A 24,020-nucleotide genomic window follows, 5' to 3' on the forward strand; every position below is an offset into this window, starting at 1 on the left:
ATTTAGGTCCTGCTTGCTAGCTGATCCGGGGATCATATGGTGCCCGGGCGCAAAGGCACGAAATGGCAATCTTCCAGGGTCTGGCTAGTCCATTCCATTTTCCCCACCCGGGTAATGAGTTGTAAGTGTTGCAATTTAGCCCCCACCGGCGCAACCAAACGCCCGCCGGGCGCCAGCTGTTCCAGCAGGGCTTGCGGGACTTCCAGGCCGGCTGCGGCAAGGATGATCCCGTCGAAGGGGGCCGCCTGCGGCAGGCCAAGCATACCATCTCCGTACTGCAAGCGCAGATTCGACACGCGCAGCGGGCGCAGATTGGCCTTCGCCAGCTCATGCAGAGGCCGGATGCGCTCGATCGAATACACCTCTTTCGCCACCAGCGACAGCACCGCCGCCTGGTAGCCGCAACCGGTGCCGATTTCCAGCACGCGCTGCAGTTTGCCGCCCTGGCGCATCACTTCGATCATGCGCGCCACGATGTACGGTTGCGAAATGGTCTGGTGGTGGCCGATGGGGAGCGAGGCGTCGATATACGCCTGCGAGGCCAGCGCCTCGTCCATGAACATGTGGCGCGGCACGGCTTGCAGGGCGTCGAGCACCACCTGGTCCTTGACGCCCTGCTTCGCCACGCGGGCCACCATGGCCCGGCGCACGGCCTCCGAAACGAGCGGGTTTTGCCGCGGCGGCGACACGACAGCCGGTTGCGCCCGCTCATTGGCGATGGCTTGCGCGCGCGACGGCGCGATGGCCGCTTGCGCGCCATACGGCTGCGCCACGCCGCGCGCCGCGTTTTGCGCCGCATTCTGCGTGGCCGTCTGCGGCGTGGCGATCCGGGACTGGGCCAGCGACTGCCCCCCGCCCTGCCTGGCGGGCTTGCCGGCCAGCGAATCGAGGGTAAGGGGGAAGGTACGCGGCTTGTCAGTCATATTGAGCGGTCATGCCAGGCCTTTTGCCAGCGCATCGAGTTGGGTGGTATGGGTCAGGTCGATCTGCAGCGGCGTGATCGATACTTTTCCATGTTCAACGGCATGGAAGTCCGTGCCAGGACCGCCTTCCTTGGCCGCACCGGCGGGACCGATCCAGAAAATTTCACGGCCACGCGGGTCGAGCGCGCGGATCACGGGCTCGGCCGAGTGGCGCTTGCCCAGGCGCGTGGCCGCCATGCCTTGCAATTGCTCGTAAGGGATGGCCGGGATGTTCACGTTCAGCAGATACGGTTTTTGCAGGGCGTCAAACTGGCGCTCGACGATTTCCCTGGCCACGCGGGCAGCCGCGTCCAGGTTGGCCCAGCCGAACTGCGACTGGGAAAAGGCGATGGCGGGAATGCCGAACAGATAGCCTTCCGTGGCGGCCGCGACGGTACCCGAATACAGGGTGTCGTCGCCCATGTTGGGGCCGTTGTTGATGCCGGACACCACCAGGTCGGGACGCTCGATGAGCATGCCCGTCAGCGCCACGTGCACGCAGTCGGTGGGCGTGCCGTTGACAAAATAAAAGCCGTTGGCAGCCTTGTGCACGGACAAGGGCCGGTCCAGGGACAGCGAATTGGACGCGCCCGAACGGTTGCTGTCGGGCGCCACCACGACGATGTCGGCTATGGGTGCGAGCGCGTCGGCCAGGGCCGCCAGGCCGGGCGCCAGGTAACCGTCGTCGTTACTGATAAGAATTCTCATAACGAGATTTTACCTGAAGCAATGCCCACACTGCGCATGCCGCACGCCGATCGGCAGCATTTTTTGTGCTGCCGCGCGCACATGGCGCGCAGTCTCAGCGCTGCTCGATGCGCGCTTCCGACAACGCCCCTTCCAGCGCCTGTACTTCATCCTCCTGCAAGGCCAGCAAGGCATTCAGGTCGCCTTGCAACTTGTACATTCTTTTCAGCTGCGCCATGCCGCGCCGGCGCAGCTTGCCCGGCACGCCAGGGCGCAGCAGGCAAGACTTCAAATGTTCGGCCAGTTCGCCCGCCTGCGCATACTGTTCCCGCTCAATCATGCCTTGCAACATCAAGATCATGCTGGCCAGGGTGTCCGGCTCGGCCCCTTCATGACCGTTGGCGCGGCCGGCCAGGATGGTTTCCTGCAAATGCCGCGCGCCGTCGAGCACGCTGTCCGCATGCCCCGTGACGGGCGCGTTCAACAGCCGGTCGCTGCCGCTGAGGACGGCGTCTTCCAGCAGGCGCGCCGCCTCGCTGTCGCCCTGCTGCTGCAAAGTGCCGGCCAATTGCGTCTTGCTGTGCAAGGTATCGAGGTGGTCTTCGCCCAGCAGGCGCGCATGCACTTCCAGCACCTGCTCCTGCACGCTGCGCGCCGCATCGAGTTCACCGCGCCGCAGCAGCGCCTCGGCCAGCTTGCGCTGGCTCATCAGGGTTTCCGGATGGTCGAGCCCTCGCGTGCGCTCGCGCGCCGCCACCTGGTCTTCATGCAACTGGCGCGCGCCGGCCCAGTCGCCCTGCCCGGCCACGATGTCGGCCAGCAAGTCGCGCGTGGAGAGGGTGACCGCATGATCGCCGCCCAGACGCCTTTCCTGCACCTGCAGCACGGCGGCAAGCAGGCGCCGCGCGCCCTCCAGGTCGCCTTCGCGTCCCAGCGCCTGCGCCAGGGCCAGCTTGCTGCGCAAGGTATCGCCATGCTCGGCGCCAAACAGGCGCTCGCGCGCAGCCACCACCGTGCCCAGCACTTGCTGCGCCTGTGCCAGCCGGCCCATGCGCAGCAAGGTCGCGGCGCGGCCATCCATCGCATCGAGGGTCAGCGGATGCTCGCCGCCCACCTGGCGCGCATAGGTGGCCAGTACCGTATCCTGCAGCAATAGCGCCGCCGCCAGCTCGCCCTGCTGCAACAGGGTTTGCGCCAGGCAGGCCCGTGCGGCCAGGGTATCGGGATGCTCGCTACCCAGCACGCGTTCGCGTACGTCGAGCACGTCTTCTTCCAGGAAACGGGCTTCATCGAGCTTGCCTAGCTGGCGCAGCAGACGCGCCATGCCGCTCTTGCACGCCAGGCTGTCGGGATGCTCCTCGCCCAGCAGGCGCACGCGGATCTCGACACTCTGGCGAAAGGCGTCGAGCGCCTGCGCACTGCGCCCGTCCTTGCGGTACAGCTCGCCCAGGCGGGCCAGGTCGCGCGCCAGCGGCAGGGCCACGGCGCGGCCCGGTTCGGCCAGCAAGGCCTGGCGCGCTTCGCTGATGGCGCCCAGCAAGGCGATTTCACGGCTCGACTGCCATGGGAAGTAGCCGCCCGTCAGCCACTGCAAAAAAGCTTCGAAGGTGCGCGTGAGGGAAAAGCGGTCGCCGCCCTGGTCGATGCGCACGGCCAATTGCTCGCCATAGGCAAAGGTTTTCGTCTGCTGCAGCTGGACTTCGTCGAAATAGCTGTCGAGGGCGACCTGCGGCAATCCATAGGAGGTGCGCAGCAGCCGCTCGAACATGGGCTGGAAGCCGGCGATACCCTTGTGCGCATCGCCTCGGCGCCACTCGGCGCGCTGCGCGCCATCGCCCATTTCTATGCGCGAAGGCAAGGGATACACGAGCAGCGGACGCTGTTCGTCTTCATGGCTGCGGCGGTATTCGATGGCCCGCGTGACAAGCGCGTCGACACCTTCCAGGCTTTGACGGTTCGGCGTGAAAACCACCACCAGCTTTTTCGGCAGCAAGGTGGTGCAGATTCCGGCGCTGTCCGTGCGGCCCGTGCGCGAATCGACGAGCACGTAGCGAAAATGCTGGGCCAGGGTATCGGCGAAGCAGCGGAACAGGGCCGGGCACGTGTCGAACAGCTGATCCCAGCGCATCTGCGCCAGGCGCTCGCTGTAGCTGGCGTCGAAGCGCCCCGCGCGCATCAGGTACAGCGGACTGCCCTGGTCGACGCGCACCACGTACTGCTGCCAGTCGATAGCGTCGAGCACGCGCCGGGCCAGCGCCGCATCCTCGCGCCCAGTCCCCTGACCGCCGGCGCGCCCGCCCGCCGTTTCCAGGCTGATGCGTTCGAGCTGCTGGCGGCACGCTTCAAAAAACTCGAGCACGCCCGGCCGCTCCTCGTGCTGCTCGAAATAATGGTGCAGGCCCGGCGCTTCCATGTCCCAGTCCAGCATCAGCACGGGCACGCTGGCGTTTTCACGGCGCGCCAGCAGGACGGCGATGTTCGACAGGGCCATGGTGCGGCCGGTACCGCCCTTGTAGGAATAGAAGGTGACGACTTCACCAGGGGCGCTCAAAGGCGGCAGGGAGAGGCGTTGGCATTCCATGACAGGACCTTTTACGTGATTAACGCGGAAAGTGTGGAGGCGGAATGGCGCGCCATTCCGGTGGAATATCGGGCAACACGAAACGGCTGCAATCGTGGCCGGGCGGTGTTGACCGCTTGAGCAAGTGGTAATGCGTGGCGATGCGCTGCACGATGCGTTCGATGTCGGGCAGGTATTGCGGATTCGATTTCAGGTCGCCGCTGGCCAGGGTGTAGCCGGAAAAATCGACGTACAGTCCCGACTCCGTGATTTGCGGCGGCAAGCCGTCCGGATGGCGCGTCATGATGATGGGGATGATCAAATGGCTGGGCAGTTCATACCAGGCGCGCCGCTCCTGCTCGATCAGCTGCATGGCGGCAAATTCGCGCCGCGTATAGCCGTGCGCTTCATATTTGGGCGTGTACAGCACGATCATGCAGACGCTCTGGCACATGGCGCGCGCCACGCGCAGGTCGATATCGTCGCCGCCGCCCAGTTGCTCGCTGTCGATGAACAGGACCTCCTCGCGGTCCAGGTGCGGCTCCAGATAGCACGCCAGCGCCTCGATCAGGTCATTCTTGAACTTGTTCATGAACGCATATTGGCCGTGTGCATAACTCAAGAAACAGCCGTAGCGGATCTCCATGGCATCCCCCTGTTCCCCGTGCGGCCCTGCCATCGCCGCGCCTTGATCCTGCAAGGCATGCGCTCACTGTAGACCGCTCAGCAACAGCCCTATTTGCGCTGGCGCAAAGATGTGTCTGGCGTCCTGGACATGCGTCACAATGCCAGAAAATGGCGCGATCACGCCGATTTATGGCATGCCAGGCGCGCAAGCGGGCGCTGCGGGAAAACCGCTACTCGCTTGATAACAAAGGGAAATACGCCGGCGCGCGGATGGCGCCGGCTAGCAGGATTTAAGCGCCCTTGGCGGGCAGGTTGCGGAAGAACTCCACCACTTCGGCGGTATCGCGCGTGCGCTTGAACGGCGGCAGGCTTTGCCAGATGCGCTTGCCGTAGGGCTTGGAAATGAGGCGGGGGTCGCAGATCATCAGTACGCCCCGGTCGCCTTCGTCGCGGATCAGGCGGCCCGCGCCCTGCTTCAGGTTGATGATGGCTTCCGGCAGCGAATGGTGCATGAAACCGTTCTTGCCCTGCTTTTCCATCACTTCGATGCGTGCGGCCAGCACGGGATCGTCTGGCGGCGCGAACGGCAGCTTGTCGATGATGACGAGGGACAAGGCATCGCCGCGCACGTCGACGCCTTCCCAGAAGCTCTGACTACCGATCAGCACGCCATTGCCGGCCGCGCGGAACTGGTCGAGCAATTCCGTGCGGCCCTTTTCCCCCTGCACGAACAGGGGAAAGTTCAGGCCGCGCTGCTTGAATTCGTCGGCCAGGCGCTCGGCCGCCCGCTTGACGGCGCGCAAGGTGGTGCACAGGAAGAAGGTGCGCCCGCCCGCCGCTTCGATGATGGGCAAGGCGCAGTCGATGACCGCGTCCGTGTAACCCAGCGAGTTCGGTTGCGGCAGGTTTTGCGGCACGAACAGCAAGCCCTGCTGACCATAGTCGAACGGACTCGGCCATGTATGCGACGGCTCGCCCGTCAAGCCCATCTGTTCGGAAAAATGCTTGAAGTCATTTTTCACGGCCAGGGTGGCGGACGTGAAAATCCAGCTGCGCGGCGTGCCTTCGCGCTGGTTATTGAAGATCGGCGCGATTGACAATGGCGTTTTATGCAACTGCAAGGAGCTGGAAAACGCTTCCACCCAGAACACGGCCTCTTCGCCGGCCGCCACTTTCGCCTTCGGATCGAACTTCCAGCCGCTCAGCTGCTGCGCCAGCTCGACGCCGCGCACCCGGCACTGTTCCAGCGTTTCCGCCCGTTCGGCCTGGGTTTCCAGCACGGCCACCATGCCGTCGAGCTCATCCTTGAGGGTGTCGAGCGCGGGGAAAAAGTCGCTCGACGGGGCGATCTGCGGCAAGGACAGGCGCACGATGTCCTGCGGGAACGTCAGACGCAGGTCGCGCGCCGCCTTTTCCACCACCGTGACCGTCTTGGCCCAGTCGATGCCGCGCGCATGCGCGAGGCCCTCGGCCAGCACGTCGCGGCACAGTTCCAGGATTTGCGAGGTCGACACCGTGTTACCGAAGAACAAGGTCGCCGTATCGGGAAGCTGGTGCGCCTCATCGAAGATGATGGTATTGGCCGATGGCAGCAATTCGGCCACCCCGGTGTCCTTCAGGGCCACGTCGGCAAAGAACAAGTGATGGTTGACCACCACCACGTCGGCCTGCTGGGCTTCCTTGCGGGCCTTCATCACAAAGCAATCCTGGTAATACTGGCATTCGGCGCCCATGCAGGTGTCGCGTGTGGATGTCACCAGATTCCAGATCATGGCGTTTTCCGGCACCTTGGCCAGCTCCGCCTTGTCGCCCGAGCTGGTCATCTTGATGAAGCGCGAGATTTCCCGCAAATGCCCCACGTCGTCGCGCGAGGTCATGCGGCCATTCTGCAAGGTGCGTTCCAAGTGGTAATGGCAGACGTAGTTCGAACGGCCCTTGAGCAAGGCGACGGAAACGGGCGCCTGCAGCGCGGCGCGCACGGTGGGGATATCGCGCAGGAACAATTGATCCTGCAAGTTCTTCGTGCCGGTGGAAACAATGGTCTTGCCGCCCCACATCAGGGCCGGCACCAGGTAGGCGAAGGTCTTGCCCGTGCCCGTGCCCGCCTCGGCGATCAGGGTCGTCTGGCTGTCGATGGCGCTGGCGATGGCTTTCGCCATTTCCGTTTGCGAACGGCGCGGCTTGTAGCTGCCCACGGCCGGACCGAGCGGGCCGCCGGCGCCAAACAGGCGCTCAATGTCGGCATCGTGCTTGCCAGGCGCCGCCTGCGGTTCGGCTGGCAGACTGGCTTGCAGATCGGCCGGCTGGCCATCTGGGTTTACTGGCAATGAATTGTGATCGGTCAAAATATACTTAGGTGAAGGCTGGACTGGACGCTACTGGCGCCCCTCAGGCGGGAACGTCGGGCACCAACTGCATTTTCAGCAAGGTGATGTGATCCTTCAATTGCAATTTGCGCTTTTTCAGGCGGCGCAGCTGCAGCTCGTCATGGTGGCCATCGAGTATCAGCAACTCGATGACGGCATCGAGGTCGCGGTGTTCCACGTTGAGTTCAATCAGGCGCCGCTCTATTTGCTGTACATCGCTCATGTGTTGCGTTCCAGGCAGTGTTGGTAACAGTGTTGGGAAACCGGCGCGCGCAGCGTACGCAGGCAGCCATGGTGCGTAGTTTAACCTGCCGCGCGTCTTAGGGCACGCCATTTCCGGCGTGCCCCTGCGCGGCAGTGTTATTTGGCCGGCGGCACAGGCACGGCAGCGGCCGGCGTGCCGGCAGCGGCGGCCGCCGCCTTGGCAGCCTTGGCCTGCGCTTCGGCCTGGCGCTCGGCCAGGCGTTGCGCCACCCGTTTCTGGCGCGCCACGGCGTCAGCCTGTTTTTTCGCATATTGCGCTTCGCGGGCCGCGCGGCGCGGCGCTTCGGCGGCATCGTCTGCGGCCTGTTTCGCCACCTTCGCCGCTTGCTCGGCCTCGCGCTCGGCAAGGCTCTTGCCTTGCGCCTTGAGCGGCGCCGGCTCGGGCGTGACCACTTTCACGGGCTTGGGCACGGCCGCGGCCCGCTGCTCGGCGTCGAGACGCGCACTTTCCTGCGTCCTGGCCAGGTCGATATCACGCAGGCGCACGGACTCGGCCCGCTTGAAGTAATTCGCTTCCGCGTCGACGGCGCGCAGGCGCACGAGGATCAGGCGGCGCTTTTCCTTGGCCTTGTCGAGGCAGTTATTCACGAAAAACTTGTCGTAGCACTCGAGTTCGCGCGCGGCAAACTCGTTTTCCGCCGCCTCGCGCTCGCTGGCCGACTGCTTCAGCTTGGCGTCCGCTTCTTCCACGGACAGGGTGGCGGGCACCTGCGGCGCGCCGACCTCATCCAATGCCGCCGCACCCTGGTGCGCGCAGGCGGACAACGCCAGGACCAGGCCCAGCGCCGCACCCAGCTTGTATAGTGTATTTGCCATCATGTCCATTATCCCTAGCCTCAAACGATCGCGTCGGCCGCGCCGCGCTGTTCTTTTTCCATGTATTCGCGCGATTGCATCTCGATGATACGCGAAACGGTGCGGTGAAACTCGTTGGCCAGCATGCCGTTCGTGTACAGCTCGTCAGGCGGCACTTCGGCCGACATGATCAGCTTGACCTTCTGGTCGTAAAACACGTCGATCAGCCACGTGAAGCGGCGCGCCTCGGACGACTGCGCCGCCGACATGGCCGGTATGCCGGACAATATCACCGTATGGAAGCGGCTGGCGATTTCCAGGTAATCGTTTTGCGAGCGGGGGCCGCCGCACAGGGTGGCGAAATCGAACCAGATGATGCCGCCGGCGCGGCGCAGGCAATGGATTTCGCGGCTCTCGATGCGGATGCGCGCGTCTTCGTCGGCCGTCTCGGCGATGCGCGTGTAGGCGTCGCGCAAGGCCTTGTCAGTCTCCGCGCCCAGCGGCGTGTAGTAGCTTTCCACCTGCTCCAGCGCGCGGCCTCGGTAATCGACGCCGGCGTCGACGTTCATCACGTCGAGCTTGTCCTTGAGCAGGGCAATGGTCGGCAGCATGCGGTCGCGGTGCAGGCCGTCCGGATACAGCAGGTCCGGATCGTAATTCGACGTCATGATGAAGGACACGCCATTGGCGAACAGGGCCGACAGCAGGTTGTACAGGATCATCGCATCGGCGATGTCGGAGACGTGGAATTCATCGAAACAGATGAGGCGGTATTTCTTGGCGATGCGCTTGGCCACCTCGTCGAGCGGGTCGGCCACGCCTTTCAATTCATCGAGTTGCTGGTGCACGCCGCGCATGAATTCGTGGAAGTGCAATCGCGTCTTGCGCACCAGGGGCACGACCGAGTAAAAACTGTCCATCAGGAACGATTTGCCGCGCCCCACCCCACCCCACATGTACACGCCTTTCGGCACGGCAGGACGGTTCAGCAGGCGCTTGAAGGTGCTCGAGCGCTGGCCCTTGTAGGCCACCCACTCGTCATAGCACAGCTGCAGGCGGTCGACCGCGCGCCGTTGGGCGGCATCGGCCTTGAAATCACGCTTCTGCAGCGCGTGCTGGTAAAACTCTTCTACGTTCATGGGATTCGCTTTAACGCACAAGGGCGCCGGCGGAAAAAATCCGCGAGCGCCCCTGCAGGACTAACTACAATTAAAAGTTCAACGTGCGCTTGTCAATCGCCAGTGCCGCTTCCTTGGTCGCTTCCGACAGGGACGGATGGGCGTGGCAGATGCGCGCGATGTCTTCGGCCGATGCCTTGAATTCCATCGCAACGACAGCTTCGGAAATCAGTTCGGACGCCATCGGGCCGACGATGTGCACGCCGAGGATTTCATCGGTCGTCGCATCGGCCAGGAATTTCACCATACCCGAGGTGTCGCCCAGCGCGCGCGCACGGCCGTTGGCCATGAACGGGAAGGTGCCGGCCTTGTAGGCGATGCCTTCCGCCTTCAGGGTTTGCTCGGTCTTGCCGACCCACGCGATTTCCGGCGAGGTGTAGATCACCCAAGGAATCGTGTTGAAGTTGGTGTGGCCATGCTGGCCGGCGATACGCTCGGCCACGGCAACGCCTTCTTCTTCGGCCTTGTGCGCCAGCATCGGGCCGCGCACGACGTCGCCCACTGCCCAGACGTTCGGCAGGTTGGTCTTGCAGTCGCCATCGACGGCGATGAAGCCGCGTTCGTCCAGCTGCAGGCCGACTTTATCGGCGCCCAGGCCGTTCGTGTTCGGCGTGCGGCCGATCGAGATGATCAGCTTGTCGAACACGGCTTTTTGCGCTTCGCCCTTGGCGTCCACGAATTCCACGGTGACATCTTTCTTGCCTGGCGTGATCGCACCGATCTTGCAACCGAGGTTGATCTTCAAGCCTTGCTTGGTGAACAGCTTCGACGCTTCCTTGGCGATCTGCTCATCGACGGCGCCCAGGAAGACCGGCAGGCCTTCCAGCACGGTGACGTCGGAACCCAGGCGGCGCCATACGCTGCCCATTTCCAGGCCGATCACGCCGGCACCGATGACGCCCAGCTTGGCTGGTACGGCGTCGATGGCCAGTGCGCCCGTGTTTGACAGGATCAGTTTCTCGTCGAATGGTGCGCCCGGCAATTCGCGCGCGTTCGAACCCGTGGCGATGACCACGTGCTTGGCCGTCAGGGTTTCGTTGGCTTCGCCCGTCACGCTGATGTCATACATGCCAGCGGCGGCGACAGCGAAAGCGGCGCGGCCGTGGAAGAAGGCGATCTTGTTCTTCTTGAACAGGTACAGGATGCCGTCGTTGTTTTGCTTGACGACGGTGTCTTTGCGCTTGAGCATCTGGCCCAGGTTCAGCTTCAGGCCGGCGACGTCGATGCCGTGCTCGGCGAAGCTGTGGCCCGCGTGTTCGAAGTGCTCGGACGATTGCAGCAGCGCTTTCGACGGAATGCAGCCGACGTTGGTGCAGGTACCGCCAGGAGCGGCGCCGCCCTTGGCGTTCGACCACTCGTCGACGCAAGCGACGGAAAAGCCCAGCTGCGCTGCGCGGATGGCGGCGATGTAGCCGCCAGGGCCCGCACCGATGACAACTACGTCAAATTGTTTAGTACTCATGTTTTGTTATTCCAATCTCTTCGTCTGGTACGAAAATCCACAATAGAAGGTAAATCACCACGCCGAAGCCGAAGGTCAATGTAAACAGGACGAAGACGAGGCGCCAGATCCACGCTTCCATGCCGGAAGCGCGGCCCAGGCCGCCGCAGACGCCGCCAATCCAGCGGTCGTTGCGCGAACGGCGCAGGCGGTTGAATTCCTGCACCAGGTCGTTCGCCGGACCGGCAGCCGCATCGGCGCCGGCGCCGGACGTGCTGTCCGGCTTGTCCAGGTTGATATTGCTCAGGAGCTTGGCTTTCGCTTGCGCAAATTCCGCATCGCTCAGGGCGCCCGCCAGGTGCAACTCGTGCAGACGCTTGATTTCTTCAGAGATGTTCATAGGAATCCTCTTTCATTGAGATCAGCCAGCTGCGTCTTCTGGCAAGGGGTATCAGCTACATTGCCCCGGCGGCTACGCCGGGGGACTACAGTGCTTACAGGTCCAGCAGCAGGCGTGCAGGATCTTCCAGCGCTTCTTTCATCGCCACCAGGCCCAGGACGGCTTCGCGGCCGTCGATGATGCGGTGGTCGTAGGACATGGCCAGGTAGTTCATCGGACGCACCACGATCTGGCCGTTTTCGACGACAGCGCGGTCTTTGGTCGCATGCACGCCCAGGATGGCCGATTGTGGCGGGTTGATGATCGGGGTCGACAGCATGGAGCCGAAGGTGCCGCCGTTCGAGATCGAGAACGTGCCGCCCGTCAGGTCGTCCAAGGTCAGCTTGCCTTCCTTGGCTTTCGCGCCGAATTCACCGATTTTTTTCTCGATGTCGGCGATCGACAGCTGGTCCGCGTTGCGGATGATAGGCACGACCAGGCCGCGCGGCGAACCGACAGCGATGCCGATGTCGAAGTAGCCGTGGTAGACGATGTCGTTGCCGTCAACGGAAGCATTGATGATCGGGTACTTTTTCAGGGCGGCGACGGCGGCCTTGACGAAGAAGGACATGAAGCCCAGCTTGACGCCGTGCTCTTTCTCGAACTTGTCCTTGTACTTGTTGCGCAGGTCGATGACCGGCTGCATGTTCACTTCATTGAACGTGGTCAGGATGGCGTTCGTCGATTGCGATTGCAGCAGGCGCTCGGCGATACGTGCGCGCAGGCGGCTCATCGGCACGCGCTCTTCAGGGCGGTCGCCCAGGTTGGCGGCCGACGGCGTGGCAACTTGCTGCAGCGCTGGCTTGGCAGCGGCTGGCGCCAGCGGCGCGACAGCTGGCTTGGCGGAAGCGGCCAGGGCGTCGCCCTTGGTCACGCGGCCGTCTTTGCCCGAACCGGCGACGTCGCCAGCGGACAGGCCTTTTTCGGACAGGATCTTGGCAGCGGCAGGCATGGCGACATCGCCTTTGGTCGCAGCGGCTGGCGCCGAAGCGCTAGCGGTATCTTGCGCGGCGGCAGCCAGGGCTGGCGCAGGCACGGCCGACACTTCCATCGGGCTGACCTTGGCCGAGCCGTCGGTGTCGATGATGGCGATGACTTCGCCGGCGACGACGGTAGCGCCGTCAGCCTTGATGATCTGCACGATCACGCCAGCGGCAGGCGCCGGCAGTTCCAGCACCACTTTATCGGTTTCGATATCGATCATGTTTTCGTCGCGCGCGACTGGTTCGCCGACTTTCTTGTGCCATGCCAGCAGGGTCGCTTCTGCAACCGATTCCGACAACTGGGGAACTTTGACTTCGATTTGTGCCATGTAAAACTCCGTTTATTTTGTTATTGCGGCGCCGCCCCTGCGTAGCAAGGGCGGCGCTCCGTCATGATGTATGCAAGCAGGCGCCAGGCAACGCATGGCGCCCCTTATCCTGCCACTTACTTGGTCAGGATAAAACCCTTCAGCTTCGAGAATGCCGTTTCCAGCAGATCTTTTTGCTGGGCGTAGTGCTTGTCATAGTAACCGACAGCAGGCGACGCCGAAGCAGGACGGCCGGCGTAGGCCAGACGTTGACCCGATTCCAGGCCTTCGAAGATGTTGTGCTGGATCTGGAACCAGGCGCCCTGGTTTTGCGGCTCGTCCTGCGCCCAGACCACTTCGACCAGGTTCGGGAACTTCTTCAGTTCGGCAGCGAACGACTTGTGCGGGAACGGATACAGCTGTTCCAGGCGCACGATGGCCGTGTCGGTCTGGCCGCGGGTCTTGCGTGCGTTGACCAGGTCGTAATAGACCTTGCCCGAGCAGGCGACCACGCGCTTGACTTTCTTGGCGTCGATTTTGTCGTCGACTTCGCCGATGACGGTCTGGAAACCGCCCTTGGCCAGGTCGGTCAGCGGCGAACCGGCGTCCTTGTTGCGCAACAGCGACTTCGGCGTCAGGATGACCAGCGGCTTGCGGAACTGGCGCACCATCTGGCGGCGCAGCAAATGGAAGATCTGCGAAGCCGTCGTCGGCTGCACCACTTGCATGTTGTTGTCCGCGCACAGCTGCAGGAAACGCTCCGGACGGGCCGACGAGTGCTCAGGACCCTGGCCTTCGTAACCGTGCGGCAGCATCATGACCAGGCCCGAAGCGCGGCCCCATTTCACTTCGCCGGAGCTGATGAATTGGTCGATCACCACTTGCGCGCCGTTGGCGAAGTCGCCGAACTGGGCTTCCCAGATCGTCAGCGTGTTCGGTTCAGCGGTCGAGTAGCCGTATTCGAAGGCCAGTACGGCTTCTTCGGACAGCACCGAGTCGATGACGGTGAACGGCGCCTGGTTGTCCGACACGTTTTGCAGCGGAATGTAGGTACCCGCATCCCAACGCTCGCGGTTCTGGTCATGCAGCACGGCGTGGCGGTGCACGAAGGTGCCGCGGCCGGCGTCCTGGCCCGTCAGGCGGATGGCGTAGCCGGACGATACCAGCGATGCGTAGGCCAGGTGTTCGCCCATGCCCCAGTCCAGGTTCATTTCGCCACGGCCCATGGTGGCGCGGTCGCCCAGTACTTTTTCAACCAGCGAGTGGACCTTGAAGTCTTCCGGCACGGTGGTGATGCGGGTGGCCAGGCGTTTCAGTTCCGTCATCGGCACGGCGGTGTCGGCCGAATCGGTCCATTTCTTGTTCAGGAACGGCAGCCAGTCGACGGCGTACTTGTTCTTGAAGTTCGAGATGACTGGATCGACGGTGTGCTTGCCGGCGTCCATGGCGTCGCGGAATGCGGCCACCATCTTGTCGCCGCCATCGGCAGGGATCACGCCTTGCGCTACCAGCTTGTCCGCGTACAGCTTGCGGGTGCCTGGATGCTGGCCGATCTTCTTGTACATCAGTGGCTGCGTCAGTGCCGGCGTATCTTGCTCGTTGTGGCCAAGCTTGCGGTAGCAGATGATGTCGAGGACGATGTCCTTCTTGAATTCCATGCGGTAGTCGAGCGCGATCTGCGTCGCCAGCACCACGGCTTCCGGATCATCGGCGTTGATGTGCAGGACCGGTGCTTCGATCATCTTGACGACGTCCGAGCAGTACAGGGTCGAGCGGGCATCGCGCGGATCCGAGGTGGTGAAACCGATCTGGTTGTTGATCACGATATGCACCGTGCCGCCGGTATGGTAGCCACGGGTTTGCGCCAGATTCAGCGTTTCCATGACCACGCCCTGGCCGGCGAAAGCGGCATCGCCGTGCACCAGGATAGGCAGCACTTGCGCGCCCTGCGCGTCGCCGCGGCGGTCCATGCGGGCCTTGACGGAACCTTCGACCACAGGGTTGACGATTTCCAGGTGCGACGGGTTGAACGCCAGCGACAGGTGGACCGGGCCGCCTGCGGTGGAGATGTCCGACGAGAAGCCTTGATGGTACTTCACGTCGCCGGCAGGCAGGTCGTCGCCATGCTTGCCTTCGAATTCTTCGAACAGTTCCTGTGGCGCCTTGCCCAGGGTGTTGACCAGCACGTTCAGGCGGCCGCGGTGGGCCATGCCGATGACGATTTCCTGCACGCCTTTTTCGCCGGCGCGCTGGATGGTTTCATCCATCGAGGCGATGAAGGTTTCGCCGCCTTCCAGGGAGAAGCGCTTCTGGCCCACGTAGCGGGTGTGCAGATAGCGTTCCAGGCCTTCAGCCGCGGTCAGGCGGTCGAGGATGTGGATTTTTTTCTCTGGGGTGAAATTCGGGGTGGAGCGGATCGATTCCAGTTTCTCTTGCAGCCAGCGCTTTTCGGCCGGGTCGGAGATGTACATGAATTCGGCGCCGATCGAACGCGTGTAGGTATCGCGCAGATAGTTCAGCAGATCGCGCAGGGTGGCGGTCTCCGGGCCAAAATAGGTATTGCTGATGTTGAACACGGTGTCCATGTCCGCGTCGGTGAAACCGTAGAAGCTCGGCTCGAGCTCAGGGATCATCGGACGTTCCTGGCGTTGCAGCGGATCCAGATTGGCCCAGTGCGAACCGAGGTAGCGGTAAGCGGCGATCAATTGCGTGGCGGCGACGCGCTTGCGGCCCATTTCGGCATCGAAGGAAGCGGTTACTGTGCGGATCGGACCTGCTTTTGCGCGCTCGGCGAACGAGGCGACGACGGAGGCATGCGCCACGTCAGGCTTGTTGGTGCCATCGACGGCAGGCACGTGCTGCATTGCGTCGAAGTAGGAACGCCAGTTATCGGGTACCGAGCCTGGGTTGTTCAGATACGCCTCGTACAGGTCTTCCACGTACGGAGCATTCCCACCGAACAGGTAGGAGTTGGTCGTTAATTGCTGCATATATTGCTCACCTTTCTTCGCGCTTCGCGAGGAATTAGCGGGTTAATCTAACCTTCCGCGACACGGCCTGACCGGTTAGCGGATTGCACATCAAGTTGTGGGGAAGGGCTTTTTTATTGCACCAGCATTCTGCATACCGTCATTTAGAATAGCACGCGGTATTGTAACGCAACAACGGCTAGTTGAATTTTATTTGGCAAGCAAATGTAAGCTGTGTTGTTGATTTTCCCGGGCTTGCAAGCCTGTCACTGTTGTGCTTACGGCACATCGGCGGCCCTGCCGGCGTGCCGCTTGCGCCCAACTGGTCTGCCCGGCAACGGCCCTGCCGCGATGGCGGCCAGCCACTCGGGATCGCCGGCAAACCACTCCACCAGGAAGTCGAGCATGGTGCGCAACAGGGGCGACATGTGCTGGCGCGAGGTGTAGACGCCATAGATGCCCATGTCCTGCGGCTGGTACGCGGGCAGCAGCTCCACCAATTGCCCGCTGGCGATCAGCGGCGCGGCCGAAAAGCGCGGCTGCATGGCGATGCCCGCCCCCGCCACCGTGGCCACCAGCAGGACCAGCGACTCATTCGCCGACAGGCGGCCGCTGACGGGGACAGTGAGCGCTTCCCCGTCATGCGTGAATTGCCACAGGCTCTTGCCGAAATACGTATAGGTCAGGCAGTTGTGCAGGGCCAGGTCTTGCGCCCGGCGCGGCGTGCCGTGCGCCGCCAGATACGATGGTGCGGCGCACACCACCGACGCGCAGCTGGCCAGCTGGCGCGCGATCAGGTTCGGCTCGAGCGCGTTGGTGATACGGATCGCCAGGTCGATGCGCTGCTCCACCAGGTTGACGGCGCGGTTCTCCATCTGCAGGTCGACGGCGGCGCGCGGGTAGCGCCGCAGGTAAGCGGTTACTGCGCCAGCGAGCGCCGTCTGCGCCAGCGATTGCGAGCAGGTGATGCGCAGCAAACCGTGCGGCGTATCGAGGCCCTCGGGCGAGGTGACGGCCATGGCGCCGGCCACTTCCAGCATCTGGCGACAGCGCGCCAAGGTGGTCTCGCCCGCATCCGTCAGGCTCAGACGGCGCGTGGTGCGATGCAACAGCCGTGCCTCCGCCCACTCTTCCATCTCGGCCAGATAGCGCGTCACCATGGCGCGCGACATGTCGAGCGCCTCGCTGGCGGCCACCATGCTGCCCCGCTCGGCGATGGCGACGAATACTTGTGCTGCGGTGATGCGGTCCATGCGGTACTCCCTCGATTCATCCGATCCATGCAACTAAGTATTGCAATCTACCCTATTTGTCGCACCTGGTCGAAAGGATAATATGCGGGAGAGCATCCAATGCAGAAAGAATAATATGTTTGCACGCGCCGCCCGCCCCTCCCGCACCCTGGAAACCTTCCGCCTAGATGTGCTGGGCCGCGCACCGTCCACTTCACTGCTGCTGAGCGGCGTGGCCGACGCCATCCTCGTCAACACCCAGTTTCTGCGCGGCGACGCGGCGCAGTTAGCGCATACCATCGCCGCCAGCGGCAAGCGCCTGACCACCATCTATATCAGCGCGGCCGAACCGCAAGCCTATTTCGGCCTGGGCGTGCTGCAGCAAGCCTTTCCGCACGCCGACATCCTCGCCAGCGGCGCCACGGTCGAGGCGATCCGCAGCCAGGCCGGCGCCAGGGTCGCCCACTGGGGCGGCATCCTCAAGCACAATGCGCCGCGCCGCATCGTCCTGCCACAACCCTTTGAGGGCGACAGCCTGCCACTAGAGGGCCGGCATGTCGCCCTGCGCCACCTGGAAGCGGCGTTGAACTGAAGCCGTTCCGTCCTACCCTACAACGCGGCCAGGAAACGCTCATACGCTTGCGCGCTGCGCGCCAGCCGCTCGGCATAGCCCTTTTCCTTCGGCCCGTCTTCCGCGCCATAGAAGGCAAAGAAGCGGCGGTTGTCGGCGCCGATATACGCCAGGGTGACATCGAACGGCGCCAGCAGCTGCGCCAGGGTGACGTTCCACTTGCCTTCCGGCGTGAAGTCTTCCTGGCGGATGCCTGCCGTCACGGCCAGCGCCACTTTTCTTCCTTTGAAGGCATCGCCGCCCGTGCCATAGGCCCAGCCATACGCCAGCACCTCATCGAGCCATTGCTTGAGCAAGGGCGGGCAGTTGAACCAGTACACGGGGAACTGCAAGACCACATTGGCGTGCGCCTCCACCAGCGCCTGCTCGCGCGCCACGTCGATATGTCCATCCGGATAAGCCTGGTGCACGTTGTGGATGGTGTAGCGGTCGGGATACTGCGCCAGCTCCTGCAGCCAGCGCTTGTTGGCCACCGACCTGTCGATGGAGGGATGGAAGACGATAACGAGGGTTTTCATCATGCTGCTTTCCTGAAGTGAGATCAATGCGCCGGCCCCGTGCTCATAGAAAAGCAGGCAAGCCGGTACCCTGCCCCGTGGCGCGTGGTTGCGCCCGCAGAGGCAAAAACAGCATAGCCATACTGAGTATTTTATACAAGTACGCACATTTACTGCTCATACAGTATAAAAAGTAAGTTACTTGGCCGTGGAATGGCGCCTTGCCATGCGTATCCGGGTCAGACTGGCTGGTGCTGTTCGCCCCACTCGCACAAGGTATGCAGTACGGGGATCAGCGAGGCGCCCTTGCTTGAGAGCGAATATTCCACCTTGGGCGGCACTTGCGGATATTCCTTGCGGACGATCAGCGCGTCCGCTTCCAGCTCCTTCAGCACGACGCTGAGGGTCTTGAAGGCGATGCCGCCGAGATGGCGCTTGAGTTCGTTGTGCCGCAGCACGGTGTTTTCCGCCAGCGCGTACAGGATCAGCATCTTGTATTTGCCGCCGATCAGCGACAAGGTATAGCCAAATGCCGTATCGGCCAGGGCCACGCCGCTGGGGGTGCAGGTTTCTTCATTCATCGCGTTGTGCTTCCTGTTCATCCAGGGTCCGAGCATAACAGCCCGGCATAAAAAAACGGGCCGAAGCCCGTTTTTTTGTTTGCTCGATACCGCTCTGGATTAACGCTTGTCCAGTGGCAGTACTTCACGCGTGGTCGAACCGACGAACAGCTGGCGCGGACGGCCGATTTTTTGCTCTGGGTCGGCGATCATTTCGTTCCACTGGGCGATCCAGCCGATCGTACGGGCCATAGCGAAGATACCGGTGAACAGCGACACGGGGATGCCCAGCGCCGATTGCACGATGCCCGAGTAGAAGTCGACGTTCGGGTACAGTTTGCGCGACACGAAGTACTCGTCGTTCAGTGCAATCTTTTCCAGTTCCATCGCCAGCTTGAACAGCGGGTCGTCCTGCAGACCCAGTTCTTGCAGCACTTCGTAGCAGGTTTCACGCATCAGCTTGGCGCGTGGATCGAAGTTCTTGTACACGCGGTGGCCAAAGCCCATCAGCTTGACGCCGGAGTTCTTGTCCTTGACTTGCGCGATGAAGGCAGGGATGTTCTCGACGGTGCCGATTTCTTTCAGCATGTTCAGTGCCGCTTCGTTGGCGCCGCCGTGGGCAGGGCCCCACAGGCAGGCGATACCGGCAGCGATACAGGCGAACGGGTTGGCGCCCGACGAACCGGCCAGACGGACGGTCGATGTCGATGCGTTTTGCTCGTGGTCCGCATGCAGGATCAGGATGCGATCCAGGGCGCGCACCAGCACGTCGTTGACCTTGTACTCTTCGCACGGGTTGGCGAACATCATGTGCATGAAGTTGGCGCTGTACGACAGGTCGTTGCGTGGATACACGAACGGCTGGCCGACCGAGTACTTGTAGGTCATGGCGACCAGGGTTGGCATCTTGGCGATCAGGCGGATGGCCGACACTTCGCGGTGACGCGGGTCGTTGATGTCCAGCGAGTCATGGTAGAACGATGCCAGCGCGCCGACGGTGCCCACCAGGACCGACATCGGATGCGCGTCGCGGCGGAAGCCACGGAAGAAGAATTGCATCTGTTCGTGCACCATCGTGTGCTTGGTGACGGTGTCGACGAACTTGGCTTTTTGCGCCGCGTTCGGCAGTTCGCCGTTCAGCAGCAAGTAGCACGATTCCATGAAGTCGGCGTTGACGGCCAACTGTTCGATCGGGTAACCACGGTACAGCAGCTCGCCCTTGTCGCCGTCGATATAGGTGATCGACGAGTTGCAGGCGGCCGTCGACATAAAGCCTGGGTCGTAGGTGAACTTGCCGCTACCGGCGTACAGTTTGCGGATGTCGATGACGTCCGGGCCAACCGTGCCTTTGTAGATTGGAAATTCAAGCGATGGGCTGCCATCGGAGAACGACAGGGTAGCTTTTGTGTCAGAGATATTCATGGGCTCTTCCTTCTCGGGAGTGAGTCGAAATTAAAATCAAAAATTCTGGCTGCAATTCGCACCGCACTCGGCAGTGCTACAGCGCGCCACTCGCACCGTTTGCAATATATCGCCCAGGCGTCTAGGCAATGCGCAGTCGTTGCAGCAGTGCGCGCACATGCGGCAGATCGACTTCGCCTTCCGGCTCTTTACGGGCCAGTACCAGATCCATTAACGCATTGTCCGATAAATCCAGCAAACGCGTCAGCGCGTCAACTTCTTCATCGGTCAATTCGGTTTCATACGCATCGAGAAAACGGGTCAGGATAATATCGTTTTCCAGCAGGCCACGGCGTGAACGCCAGCGCAGGCGGGCGCGGTTGGCCGGGTCGGCCTGATGCGAGGACAAAATTGATTCTGTCATTTGGTTTACCACTTTACGTGTGCCTTGCGGCACGCTGCTGCTTTGCAGGCGCCGCCTGCAGGCAAGAGAGGATACCCTCTTCCCGCAAACGGCGCCCGGCGGATGCGATCAGGGGGATCAGATCGCGCGGCGGACCATCAATTCCTTGATCTTGCCGATCGCCTTGTTCGGATTCAACCCTTTCGGGCAGACGTCGACGCAGTTCATGATCGAATGGCAGCGGAACAGACGGTACGGGTCTTCCAGGTTGTCCAGACGCGCGCCCGTGGCTTCGTCGCGCGAATCGGCGATGAAGCGGTAGGCTTGCAGCAGGCCAGCCGGGCCGACGAATTTGTCCGGATTCCACCAGAACGACGGGCACGACGTGGAGCAGCATGCGCACAGGATGCACTCGTACAGGCCATCGAGTTCTTCGCGCTGTTCCGGCGACTGCAGGCGTTCTTTTTCAGGCGGGATCGAATCATTGATCAGGAAAGGCTTGATCGAATCGTACTGCTTGAAAAATTGCGTCATGTCGACGATCAGGTCACGGATGACCGGCAAGCCTGGCAACGGACGCAGCACGATAGGCTCGGTCAGTTCGTTCAGGTTGGTGGTGCATGCCAGGCCGTTCTTGCCGTTGATGTTCATCGCGTCCGAACCGCACACGCCTTCGCGGCACGAGCGGCGCAGGGCCAGCGAGTCATCGACGTCCGACTTGATGCGCTGCAGTGCGTCGAGCAGCATCTTGTCGGTGTCTTTCAGCTCGACCGTCAGGTCTTGCATGTAAGGCTTGGCATCCTGGTCAGGATCGTAGCGGTAGATTTTGAATTTGAGAGTGCGTGCCATGGTATAGCCTTAGAAAGTACGTGGTTTCGGTTTGAAGGTATCAACCGTCAAAGGCTTGGTCACGACTGGCTTGTATTCCAGTCGGTTGCCTTCCGAATACCACAGCGTGTGCTTCATCCAGTTGTCGTCGTCGCGGGTCGGGTGGTCGTCCTGGGCGTGGGCGCCGCGCGATTCCTTGCGGGCCGCTGCCGAGACGATGGTCGCCTTTGCCGTTTCGATCAGGTTGTCCAGCTCCAGCGCTTCCACGCGGGCCGTATTGAAGACCATCGATTTATCCTTGAACGAGACGTGCTTGCGGCGCTCGTCGAGCTTCATGATTTCTTCGACGCCCTTGTTCAGCATTTCGTCGGTACGGAACACGCCACAGTACTTCTGCATGGTGGCGCGGATATCGTTCGCCACGCCCTGCACGGTTTCCGTGCCGGTCGAGTTTTCCAGGCGCTGCAAGCGGCCCATGGCAAAGTCGGCTGCGTCAGCTGGCAAAGGCTTGTTTTCCTTGGCTTTCAGACCGCTGTTGACGATGTGGTTACCGGCCGCGCGGCCGAAGACCACCAGGTCGAGCAGCGAGTTCGTGCCCAGGCGGTTGGCGCCGTGCACGGAAACGCAAGCGCATTCGCCGATCGCGTACAGGCCGTTGACAACCTTGGCCGAATTATCCGGGCCGGTCGGGGTGACGACCTGGCCGTGGATGTTCGTCGGGATGCCGCCCATCTGGTAGTGAATCGTCGGCACGACAGGAATCGGTTCCTTGGTGGCGTCGACGTTGGCGAACTTGTGGCCAATTTCCAGGATCGACGGCAGGCGCTTGGCGATGGTGTCGGCGCCGATATGGCGCAGGTCCAGCATCACGTGGTCCTTGTTCGGACCGCAGCCGCGGCCTTCCTTGATTTCCTGGTCCATCGAACGCGAGACGAAGTCGCGCGGCGCCAGATCCTTCAGGGTAGGCGCATAGCGCTCCATGAAGCGTTCGCCTTCGCTATTGATCAGGATGCCGCCTTCGCCGCGCACGCCTTCGGTGATCAATACGCCCGCGCCGGCCACGCCGGTCGGGTGGAACTGCCAGAATTCCATGTCCTGCAGCGGCAGGCCGGCGCGTGCCGCCATGCCCATGCCGTCGCCCGTGTTAATGAACGCATTCGTCGACGCGGCGAAGATACGGCCTGCGCCGCCCGTTGCCATGACCGTCGTTTTTGCTTCCAGGATCATGCATTCGCCGGTTTCCATTTCCAGTGCGACGACACCGATCACGTCGCCTTCGGCGTCACGGATCAGGTCGAGCGCCATCCATTCAACGAAGAAATGCGTACGGGCGCGCACGTTGCGCTGGTACAGGGTATGCAACAGGGCGTGACCGGTACGGTCGGCTGCCGCGCAAGCGCGCTGCACCGGCTTTTCGCCGAAGTGGGCCGTGTGGCCGCCGAAAGGACGCTGATAGATGGTGCCGTCAGGGTTGCGGTCGAATGGCATGCCGAAGTGTTCCAGTTCGTACACGACCTTCGGTGCTTCGCGGCACATGAATTCGATGGCATCCTGGTCGCCCAGATAGTCGCCACCCTTGACGGTGTCGAACATGTGCCAGAACCAGTTGTCTTCGGCCATGTTGCCGAGCGACGCGCCGATACCACCCTGCGCCGCCACGGTGTGCGAGCGGGTCGGAAAAACTTTCGAGAGCACTGCGACGTTCAGGCCGGCTTCAGCCAGCTGCAACGACGCGCGCATGCCGGAACCGCCGGCGCCAACGATGACCGCATCAAAGCGGCGGGTAGGAATTGCAGATTTATATGCTGCCACGATTACACACTCCAGAGTATCTGTACCGTCCAGCCGGCACAAGCGATCAACCACAGCATGGTGGCAATTTGCAGGGTCAGGCGGAGGCCAACGCTTTTCACGTAGTCCATCCAGATATTGCGTACGCCGACCCATGCGTGGTAGAACAAGGCAACAAACGTCACCAGGCTGATTAATTTGAACCATTGCTGTGCGAACAGACCTGCCCAGCCTTCATAGCTGAAGTTGCTGCCGGTCAGGAAGGCGATCAGCAGGATGGCGACGTAGGCCACCATGACGAGGGCGGTGACGCGTTGCGCCAGCCAGTCGCGCAGGCCGTAATGGGCGCCGACAACGAGGCGTTTCGGTCCGATGTTATTGTTTGCCATTAAAATACTCCAAACAGTTTCAAAGCGACCAGAGCGGTCAGTACCAGACTGATCACCAGAACGAACTTGGCCGTATTGCGCGCAGGTTCTTTCTCGGCGGCGACGTGCACGTCCATGAACAGGTGGCGAATACCGGCGCAGAAGTGGTGCAGGAAGGCCCAGACCAGACCCAGGGTGATCAGCTTGACGAACCAGTGCGAGGCGATGCCCTGGAAGTAGGCGTAGGACATTTCGGAACGCAGACTCAGTTCCAGCATGTACAGGATGCCCGGCAGCAGGGCGAAAATGATGATGCCGCTGATGCGATGCAGGATCGAGACGATGGCGCCGATCGCCATGCGGTAGTTCGACAATTCGGTAACATGGATGTTACGGAATTGCGGCCGTTCTTTTTTTGGTACTTCTCTTACGGCTTCAGACATAACAAAAACCTCCCCTTTGAATTTCAACTAAATATTGAAGCCGCGATTTTCGCCGATTTTCGCAACCGATACCAATATCTATTGTTACATATAACCAAAATGGTTTTTTACTACAAAATACCGCGCTACTTTCCGTAGTTCACGTAATTTAATTACAGAATCGCCGGCAAAACACGGCCCGCCGGGGCGGGCCATGCTGTCGCTGCGCTTTCCGTTGTCTCCGTTGCCCGCCTTGCGGCAGGCATCTTGCAAGCGATGCACTTCAGCCTTGCTGCTTGTTCGGGCGC

At 62.1% G+C, this 24,020-nt stretch carries 22 protein-coding genes; 1 reads left to right on the forward strand and 21 read right to left on the reverse strand.

The genetic code is table 11. From position 1 onward, the window contains the following. Positions 1-32 precede the first annotated feature (32 nt). The 13 genes from GYK42_RS21675 to GYK42_RS21735 form a co-directional block, all read right to left on the reverse strand. Positions 33-923: a protein-L-isoaspartate(D-aspartate) O-methyltransferase gene (locus GYK42_RS21675; protein WP_166449159.1), complete on the reverse strand. Its 891-nt coding sequence runs from the start codon at positions 921-923 to the stop codon at positions 33-35. A 9-nt stretch (positions 924-932) separates the two neighbouring features. Continuing rightward, on the reverse strand, positions 933-1,670 hold the full coding sequence (gene surE / locus GYK42_RS21680) for a 5'/3'-nucleotidase SurE (RefSeq protein WP_058049368.1): 738 nt from the start codon (positions 1,668-1,670) through the stop codon (positions 933-935). A 94-nt stretch (positions 1,671-1,764) separates the two neighbouring features. After that, complete coding sequence (locus tag GYK42_RS21685; RefSeq protein ID WP_166449160.1) at positions 1,765-4,230, reverse strand: tetratricopeptide repeat protein; 2,466 nt, start codon at positions 4,228-4,230, stop codon at positions 1,765-1,767. A gap of 19 nt (positions 4,231-4,249) precedes the next feature. Next, the gene (locus GYK42_RS21690; protein ID WP_034752049.1) at positions 4,250-4,855 is read right to left on the reverse strand and encodes a toll/interleukin-1 receptor domain-containing protein; all 606 of its coding nucleotides are present in this window, start codon (positions 4,853-4,855) and stop codon (positions 4,250-4,252) included. 271 nt (positions 4,856-5,126) lie between these two features. Continuing rightward, positions 5,127-7,181, reverse strand: coding sequence for an ATP-dependent DNA helicase (locus GYK42_RS21695; RefSeq protein ID WP_431190181.1), 2,055 nt, complete (start codon positions 7,179-7,181; stop codon positions 5,127-5,129). A 43-nt stretch (positions 7,182-7,224) separates the two neighbouring features. Next, positions 7,225-7,425, reverse strand: a complete 201-nt coding sequence (locus tag GYK42_RS21700; RefSeq protein WP_166449161.1) for a YdcH family protein — start codon at positions 7,423-7,425, stop codon at positions 7,225-7,227. Positions 7,426-7,562: 137 nt separating this feature from the next. Then, positions 7,563-8,285 (reverse strand): hypothetical protein, encoded by a 723-nt coding sequence (locus GYK42_RS21705; RefSeq protein WP_166449162.1) that lies wholly within the window; start codon positions 8,283-8,285, stop codon positions 7,563-7,565. 17 nt (positions 8,286-8,302) lie between these two features. After that, positions 8,303-9,400, reverse strand: coding sequence for a cell division protein ZapE (gene zapE, locus GYK42_RS21710; RefSeq protein ID WP_034752052.1), 1,098 nt, complete (start codon positions 9,398-9,400; stop codon positions 8,303-8,305). 70 nt (positions 9,401-9,470) lie between these two features. Next, positions 9,471-10,901, reverse strand: coding sequence for a dihydrolipoyl dehydrogenase (lpdA, locus tag GYK42_RS21715; protein WP_166449163.1), 1,431 nt, complete (start codon positions 10,899-10,901; stop codon positions 9,471-9,473). Next, the gene (locus tag GYK42_RS21720; RefSeq protein ID WP_166449164.1) at positions 10,891-11,280 is read right to left on the reverse strand and encodes a PspC domain-containing protein; all 390 of its coding nucleotides are present in this window, start codon (positions 11,278-11,280) and stop codon (positions 10,891-10,893) included. The genes lpdA and GYK42_RS21720 overlap by 11 nt, the downstream gene beginning before the upstream one ends. A 94-nt stretch (positions 11,281-11,374) precedes the next feature. Then, positions 11,375-12,631, reverse strand: a complete 1,257-nt coding sequence (gene odhB, locus GYK42_RS21725) for a 2-oxoglutarate dehydrogenase complex dihydrolipoyllysine-residue succinyltransferase (RefSeq protein ID WP_046685724.1) — start codon at positions 12,629-12,631, stop codon at positions 11,375-11,377. Between the two features lie 116 nt (positions 12,632-12,747). After that, the gene (locus GYK42_RS21730) at positions 12,748-15,600 is read right to left on the reverse strand and encodes a 2-oxoglutarate dehydrogenase E1 component (RefSeq protein WP_046685725.1); all 2,853 of its coding nucleotides are present in this window, start codon (positions 15,598-15,600) and stop codon (positions 12,748-12,750) included. A gap of 257 nt (positions 15,601-15,857) precedes the next feature. Continuing rightward, positions 15,858-16,832 carry a LysR family transcriptional regulator gene (locus GYK42_RS21735; protein WP_166449165.1) on the reverse strand — a complete coding sequence of 325 codons (975 nt, stop codon included), beginning with the start codon at positions 16,830-16,832 and terminating at the stop codon, positions 15,858-15,860. A 115-nt stretch (positions 16,833-16,947) separates the two neighbouring features. On the opposite strand from GYK42_RS21735, the gene GYK42_RS21740 reads away from it, so the two are divergent. Further along, entirely contained in the window at positions 16,948-17,403 is a 456-nt protein-coding gene (locus GYK42_RS21740) for a hypothetical protein (protein ID WP_166449166.1), read from the forward strand. 17 nt (positions 17,404-17,420) lie between these two features. On the opposite strand, the gene GYK42_RS21745 is transcribed toward GYK42_RS21740, so the two are convergent. From GYK42_RS21745 to sdhC, 8 genes are all read right to left on the reverse strand, one after another. Beyond that, a complete protein-coding gene (locus tag GYK42_RS21745) occupies positions 17,421-17,963 on the reverse strand; it encodes an NAD(P)H-dependent oxidoreductase (RefSeq protein ID WP_166449167.1) in 543 nt (180 codons plus the stop codon). Between the two features lie 215 nt (positions 17,964-18,178). Next, positions 18,179-18,520, reverse strand: a complete 342-nt coding sequence (locus tag GYK42_RS21750; protein WP_166449168.1) for a winged helix-turn-helix transcriptional regulator — start codon at positions 18,518-18,520, stop codon at positions 18,179-18,181. A gap of 99 nt (positions 18,521-18,619) precedes the next feature. Beyond that, a complete protein-coding gene (gene gltA / locus GYK42_RS21755) occupies positions 18,620-19,921 on the reverse strand; it encodes a citrate synthase (RefSeq protein ID WP_034752071.1) in 1,302 nt (433 codons plus the stop codon). 121 nt (positions 19,922-20,042) lie between these two features. Continuing rightward, positions 20,043-20,324 (reverse strand): succinate dehydrogenase assembly factor 2, encoded by a 282-nt coding sequence (locus GYK42_RS21760; protein WP_034752073.1) that lies wholly within the window; start codon positions 20,322-20,324, stop codon positions 20,043-20,045. 117 nt (positions 20,325-20,441) lie between these two features. Next, the gene (locus GYK42_RS21765) at positions 20,442-21,152 is read right to left on the reverse strand and encodes a succinate dehydrogenase iron-sulfur subunit (RefSeq protein WP_046685729.1); all 711 of its coding nucleotides are present in this window, start codon (positions 21,150-21,152) and stop codon (positions 20,442-20,444) included. A gap of 9 nt (positions 21,153-21,161) precedes the next feature. Next, positions 21,162-22,943 carry a succinate dehydrogenase flavoprotein subunit gene (gene sdhA, locus GYK42_RS21770; RefSeq protein ID WP_046685730.1) on the reverse strand — a complete coding sequence of 594 codons (1,782 nt, stop codon included), beginning with the start codon at positions 22,941-22,943 and terminating at the stop codon, positions 21,162-21,164. Between the two features lie 2 nt (positions 22,944-22,945). Beyond that, positions 22,946-23,311, reverse strand: coding sequence for a succinate dehydrogenase, hydrophobic membrane anchor protein (gene sdhD, locus GYK42_RS21775; RefSeq protein ID WP_046685731.1), 366 nt, complete (start codon positions 23,309-23,311; stop codon positions 22,946-22,948). Continuing rightward, a complete protein-coding gene (gene sdhC, locus GYK42_RS21780; protein WP_046685732.1) occupies positions 23,311-23,733 on the reverse strand; it encodes a succinate dehydrogenase, cytochrome b556 subunit in 423 nt (140 codons plus the stop codon). Before sdhC ends, sdhD begins: the two co-directional genes overlap by 1 nt. Positions 23,734-24,020: the final 287 nt, after the last annotated feature.

Source organism: Janthinobacterium lividum, from assembly GCF_011601275.1.
In the GTDB taxonomy this organism is placed as follows: domain Bacteria; phylum Pseudomonadota; class Gammaproteobacteria; order Burkholderiales; family Burkholderiaceae_D; genus Janthinobacterium; species Janthinobacterium lividum_E.

Coding starts and splice junctions, on each gene's coding strand:
- GYK42_RS21675 (WP_166449159.1), bottom strand. CDS start 923: ATGACTGACAAGCCGCGTACCTTCCCCCTTACCCTCGATTCGCTGGCC.
- surE (WP_058049368.1), bottom strand. CDS start 1,670: ATGAGAATTCTTATCAGTAACGACGACGGTTACCTGGCGCCCGGCCTG.
- GYK42_RS21685 (WP_166449160.1), bottom strand. CDS start 4,230: ATGGAATGCCAACGCCTCTCCCTGCCGCCTTTGAGCGCCCCTGGTGAA.
- GYK42_RS21690 (WP_034752049.1), bottom strand. CDS start 4,855: ATGGAGATCCGCTACGGCTGTTTCTTGAGTTATGCACACGGCCAATAT.
- GYK42_RS21700 (WP_166449161.1), bottom strand. CDS start 7,425: ATGAGCGATGTACAGCAAATAGAGCGGCGCCTGATTGAACTCAACGTG.
- GYK42_RS21705 (WP_166449162.1), bottom strand. CDS start 8,285: ATGATGGCAAATACACTATACAAGCTGGGTGCGGCGCTGGGCCTGGTC.
- zapE (WP_034752052.1), bottom strand. CDS start 9,400: ATGAACGTAGAAGAGTTTTACCAGCACGCGCTGCAGAAGCGTGATTTC.
- lpdA (WP_166449163.1), bottom strand. CDS start 10,901: ATGAGTACTAAACAATTTGACGTAGTTGTCATCGGTGCGGGCCCTGGC.
- GYK42_RS21720 (WP_166449164.1), bottom strand. CDS start 11,280: ATGAACATCTCTGAAGAAATCAAGCGTCTGCACGAGTTGCACCTGGCG.
- odhB (WP_046685724.1), bottom strand. CDS start 12,631: ATGGCACAAATCGAAGTCAAAGTTCCCCAGTTGTCGGAATCGGTTGCA.
- GYK42_RS21730 (WP_046685725.1), bottom strand. CDS start 15,600: ATGCAGCAATTAACGACCAACTCCTACCTGTTCGGTGGGAATGCTCCG.
- GYK42_RS21735 (WP_166449165.1), bottom strand. CDS start 16,832: ATGGACCGCATCACCGCAGCACAAGTATTCGTCGCCATCGCCGAGCGG.
- GYK42_RS21740 (WP_166449166.1), top strand. CDS start 16,948: ATGTTTGCACGCGCCGCCCGCCCCTCCCGCACCCTGGAAACCTTCCGC.
- GYK42_RS21745 (WP_166449167.1), bottom strand. CDS start 17,963: ATGATGAAAACCCTCGTTATCGTCTTCCATCCCTCCATCGACAGGTCG.
- GYK42_RS21750 (WP_166449168.1), bottom strand. CDS start 18,520: ATGAATGAAGAAACCTGCACCCCCAGCGGCGTGGCCCTGGCCGATACG.
- gltA (WP_034752071.1), bottom strand. CDS start 19,921: ATGAATATCTCTGACACAAAAGCTACCCTGTCGTTCTCCGATGGCAGC.
- GYK42_RS21760 (WP_034752073.1), bottom strand. CDS start 20,324: ATGACAGAATCAATTTTGTCCTCGCATCAGGCCGACCCGGCCAACCGC.
- GYK42_RS21765 (WP_046685729.1), bottom strand. CDS start 21,152: ATGGCACGCACTCTCAAATTCAAAATCTACCGCTACGATCCTGACCAG.
- sdhD (WP_046685731.1), bottom strand. CDS start 23,311: ATGGCAAACAATAACATCGGACCGAAACGCCTCGTTGTCGGCGCCCAT.
- sdhC (WP_046685732.1), bottom strand. CDS start 23,733: ATGTCTGAAGCCGTAAGAGAAGTACCAAAAAAAGAACGGCCGCAATTC.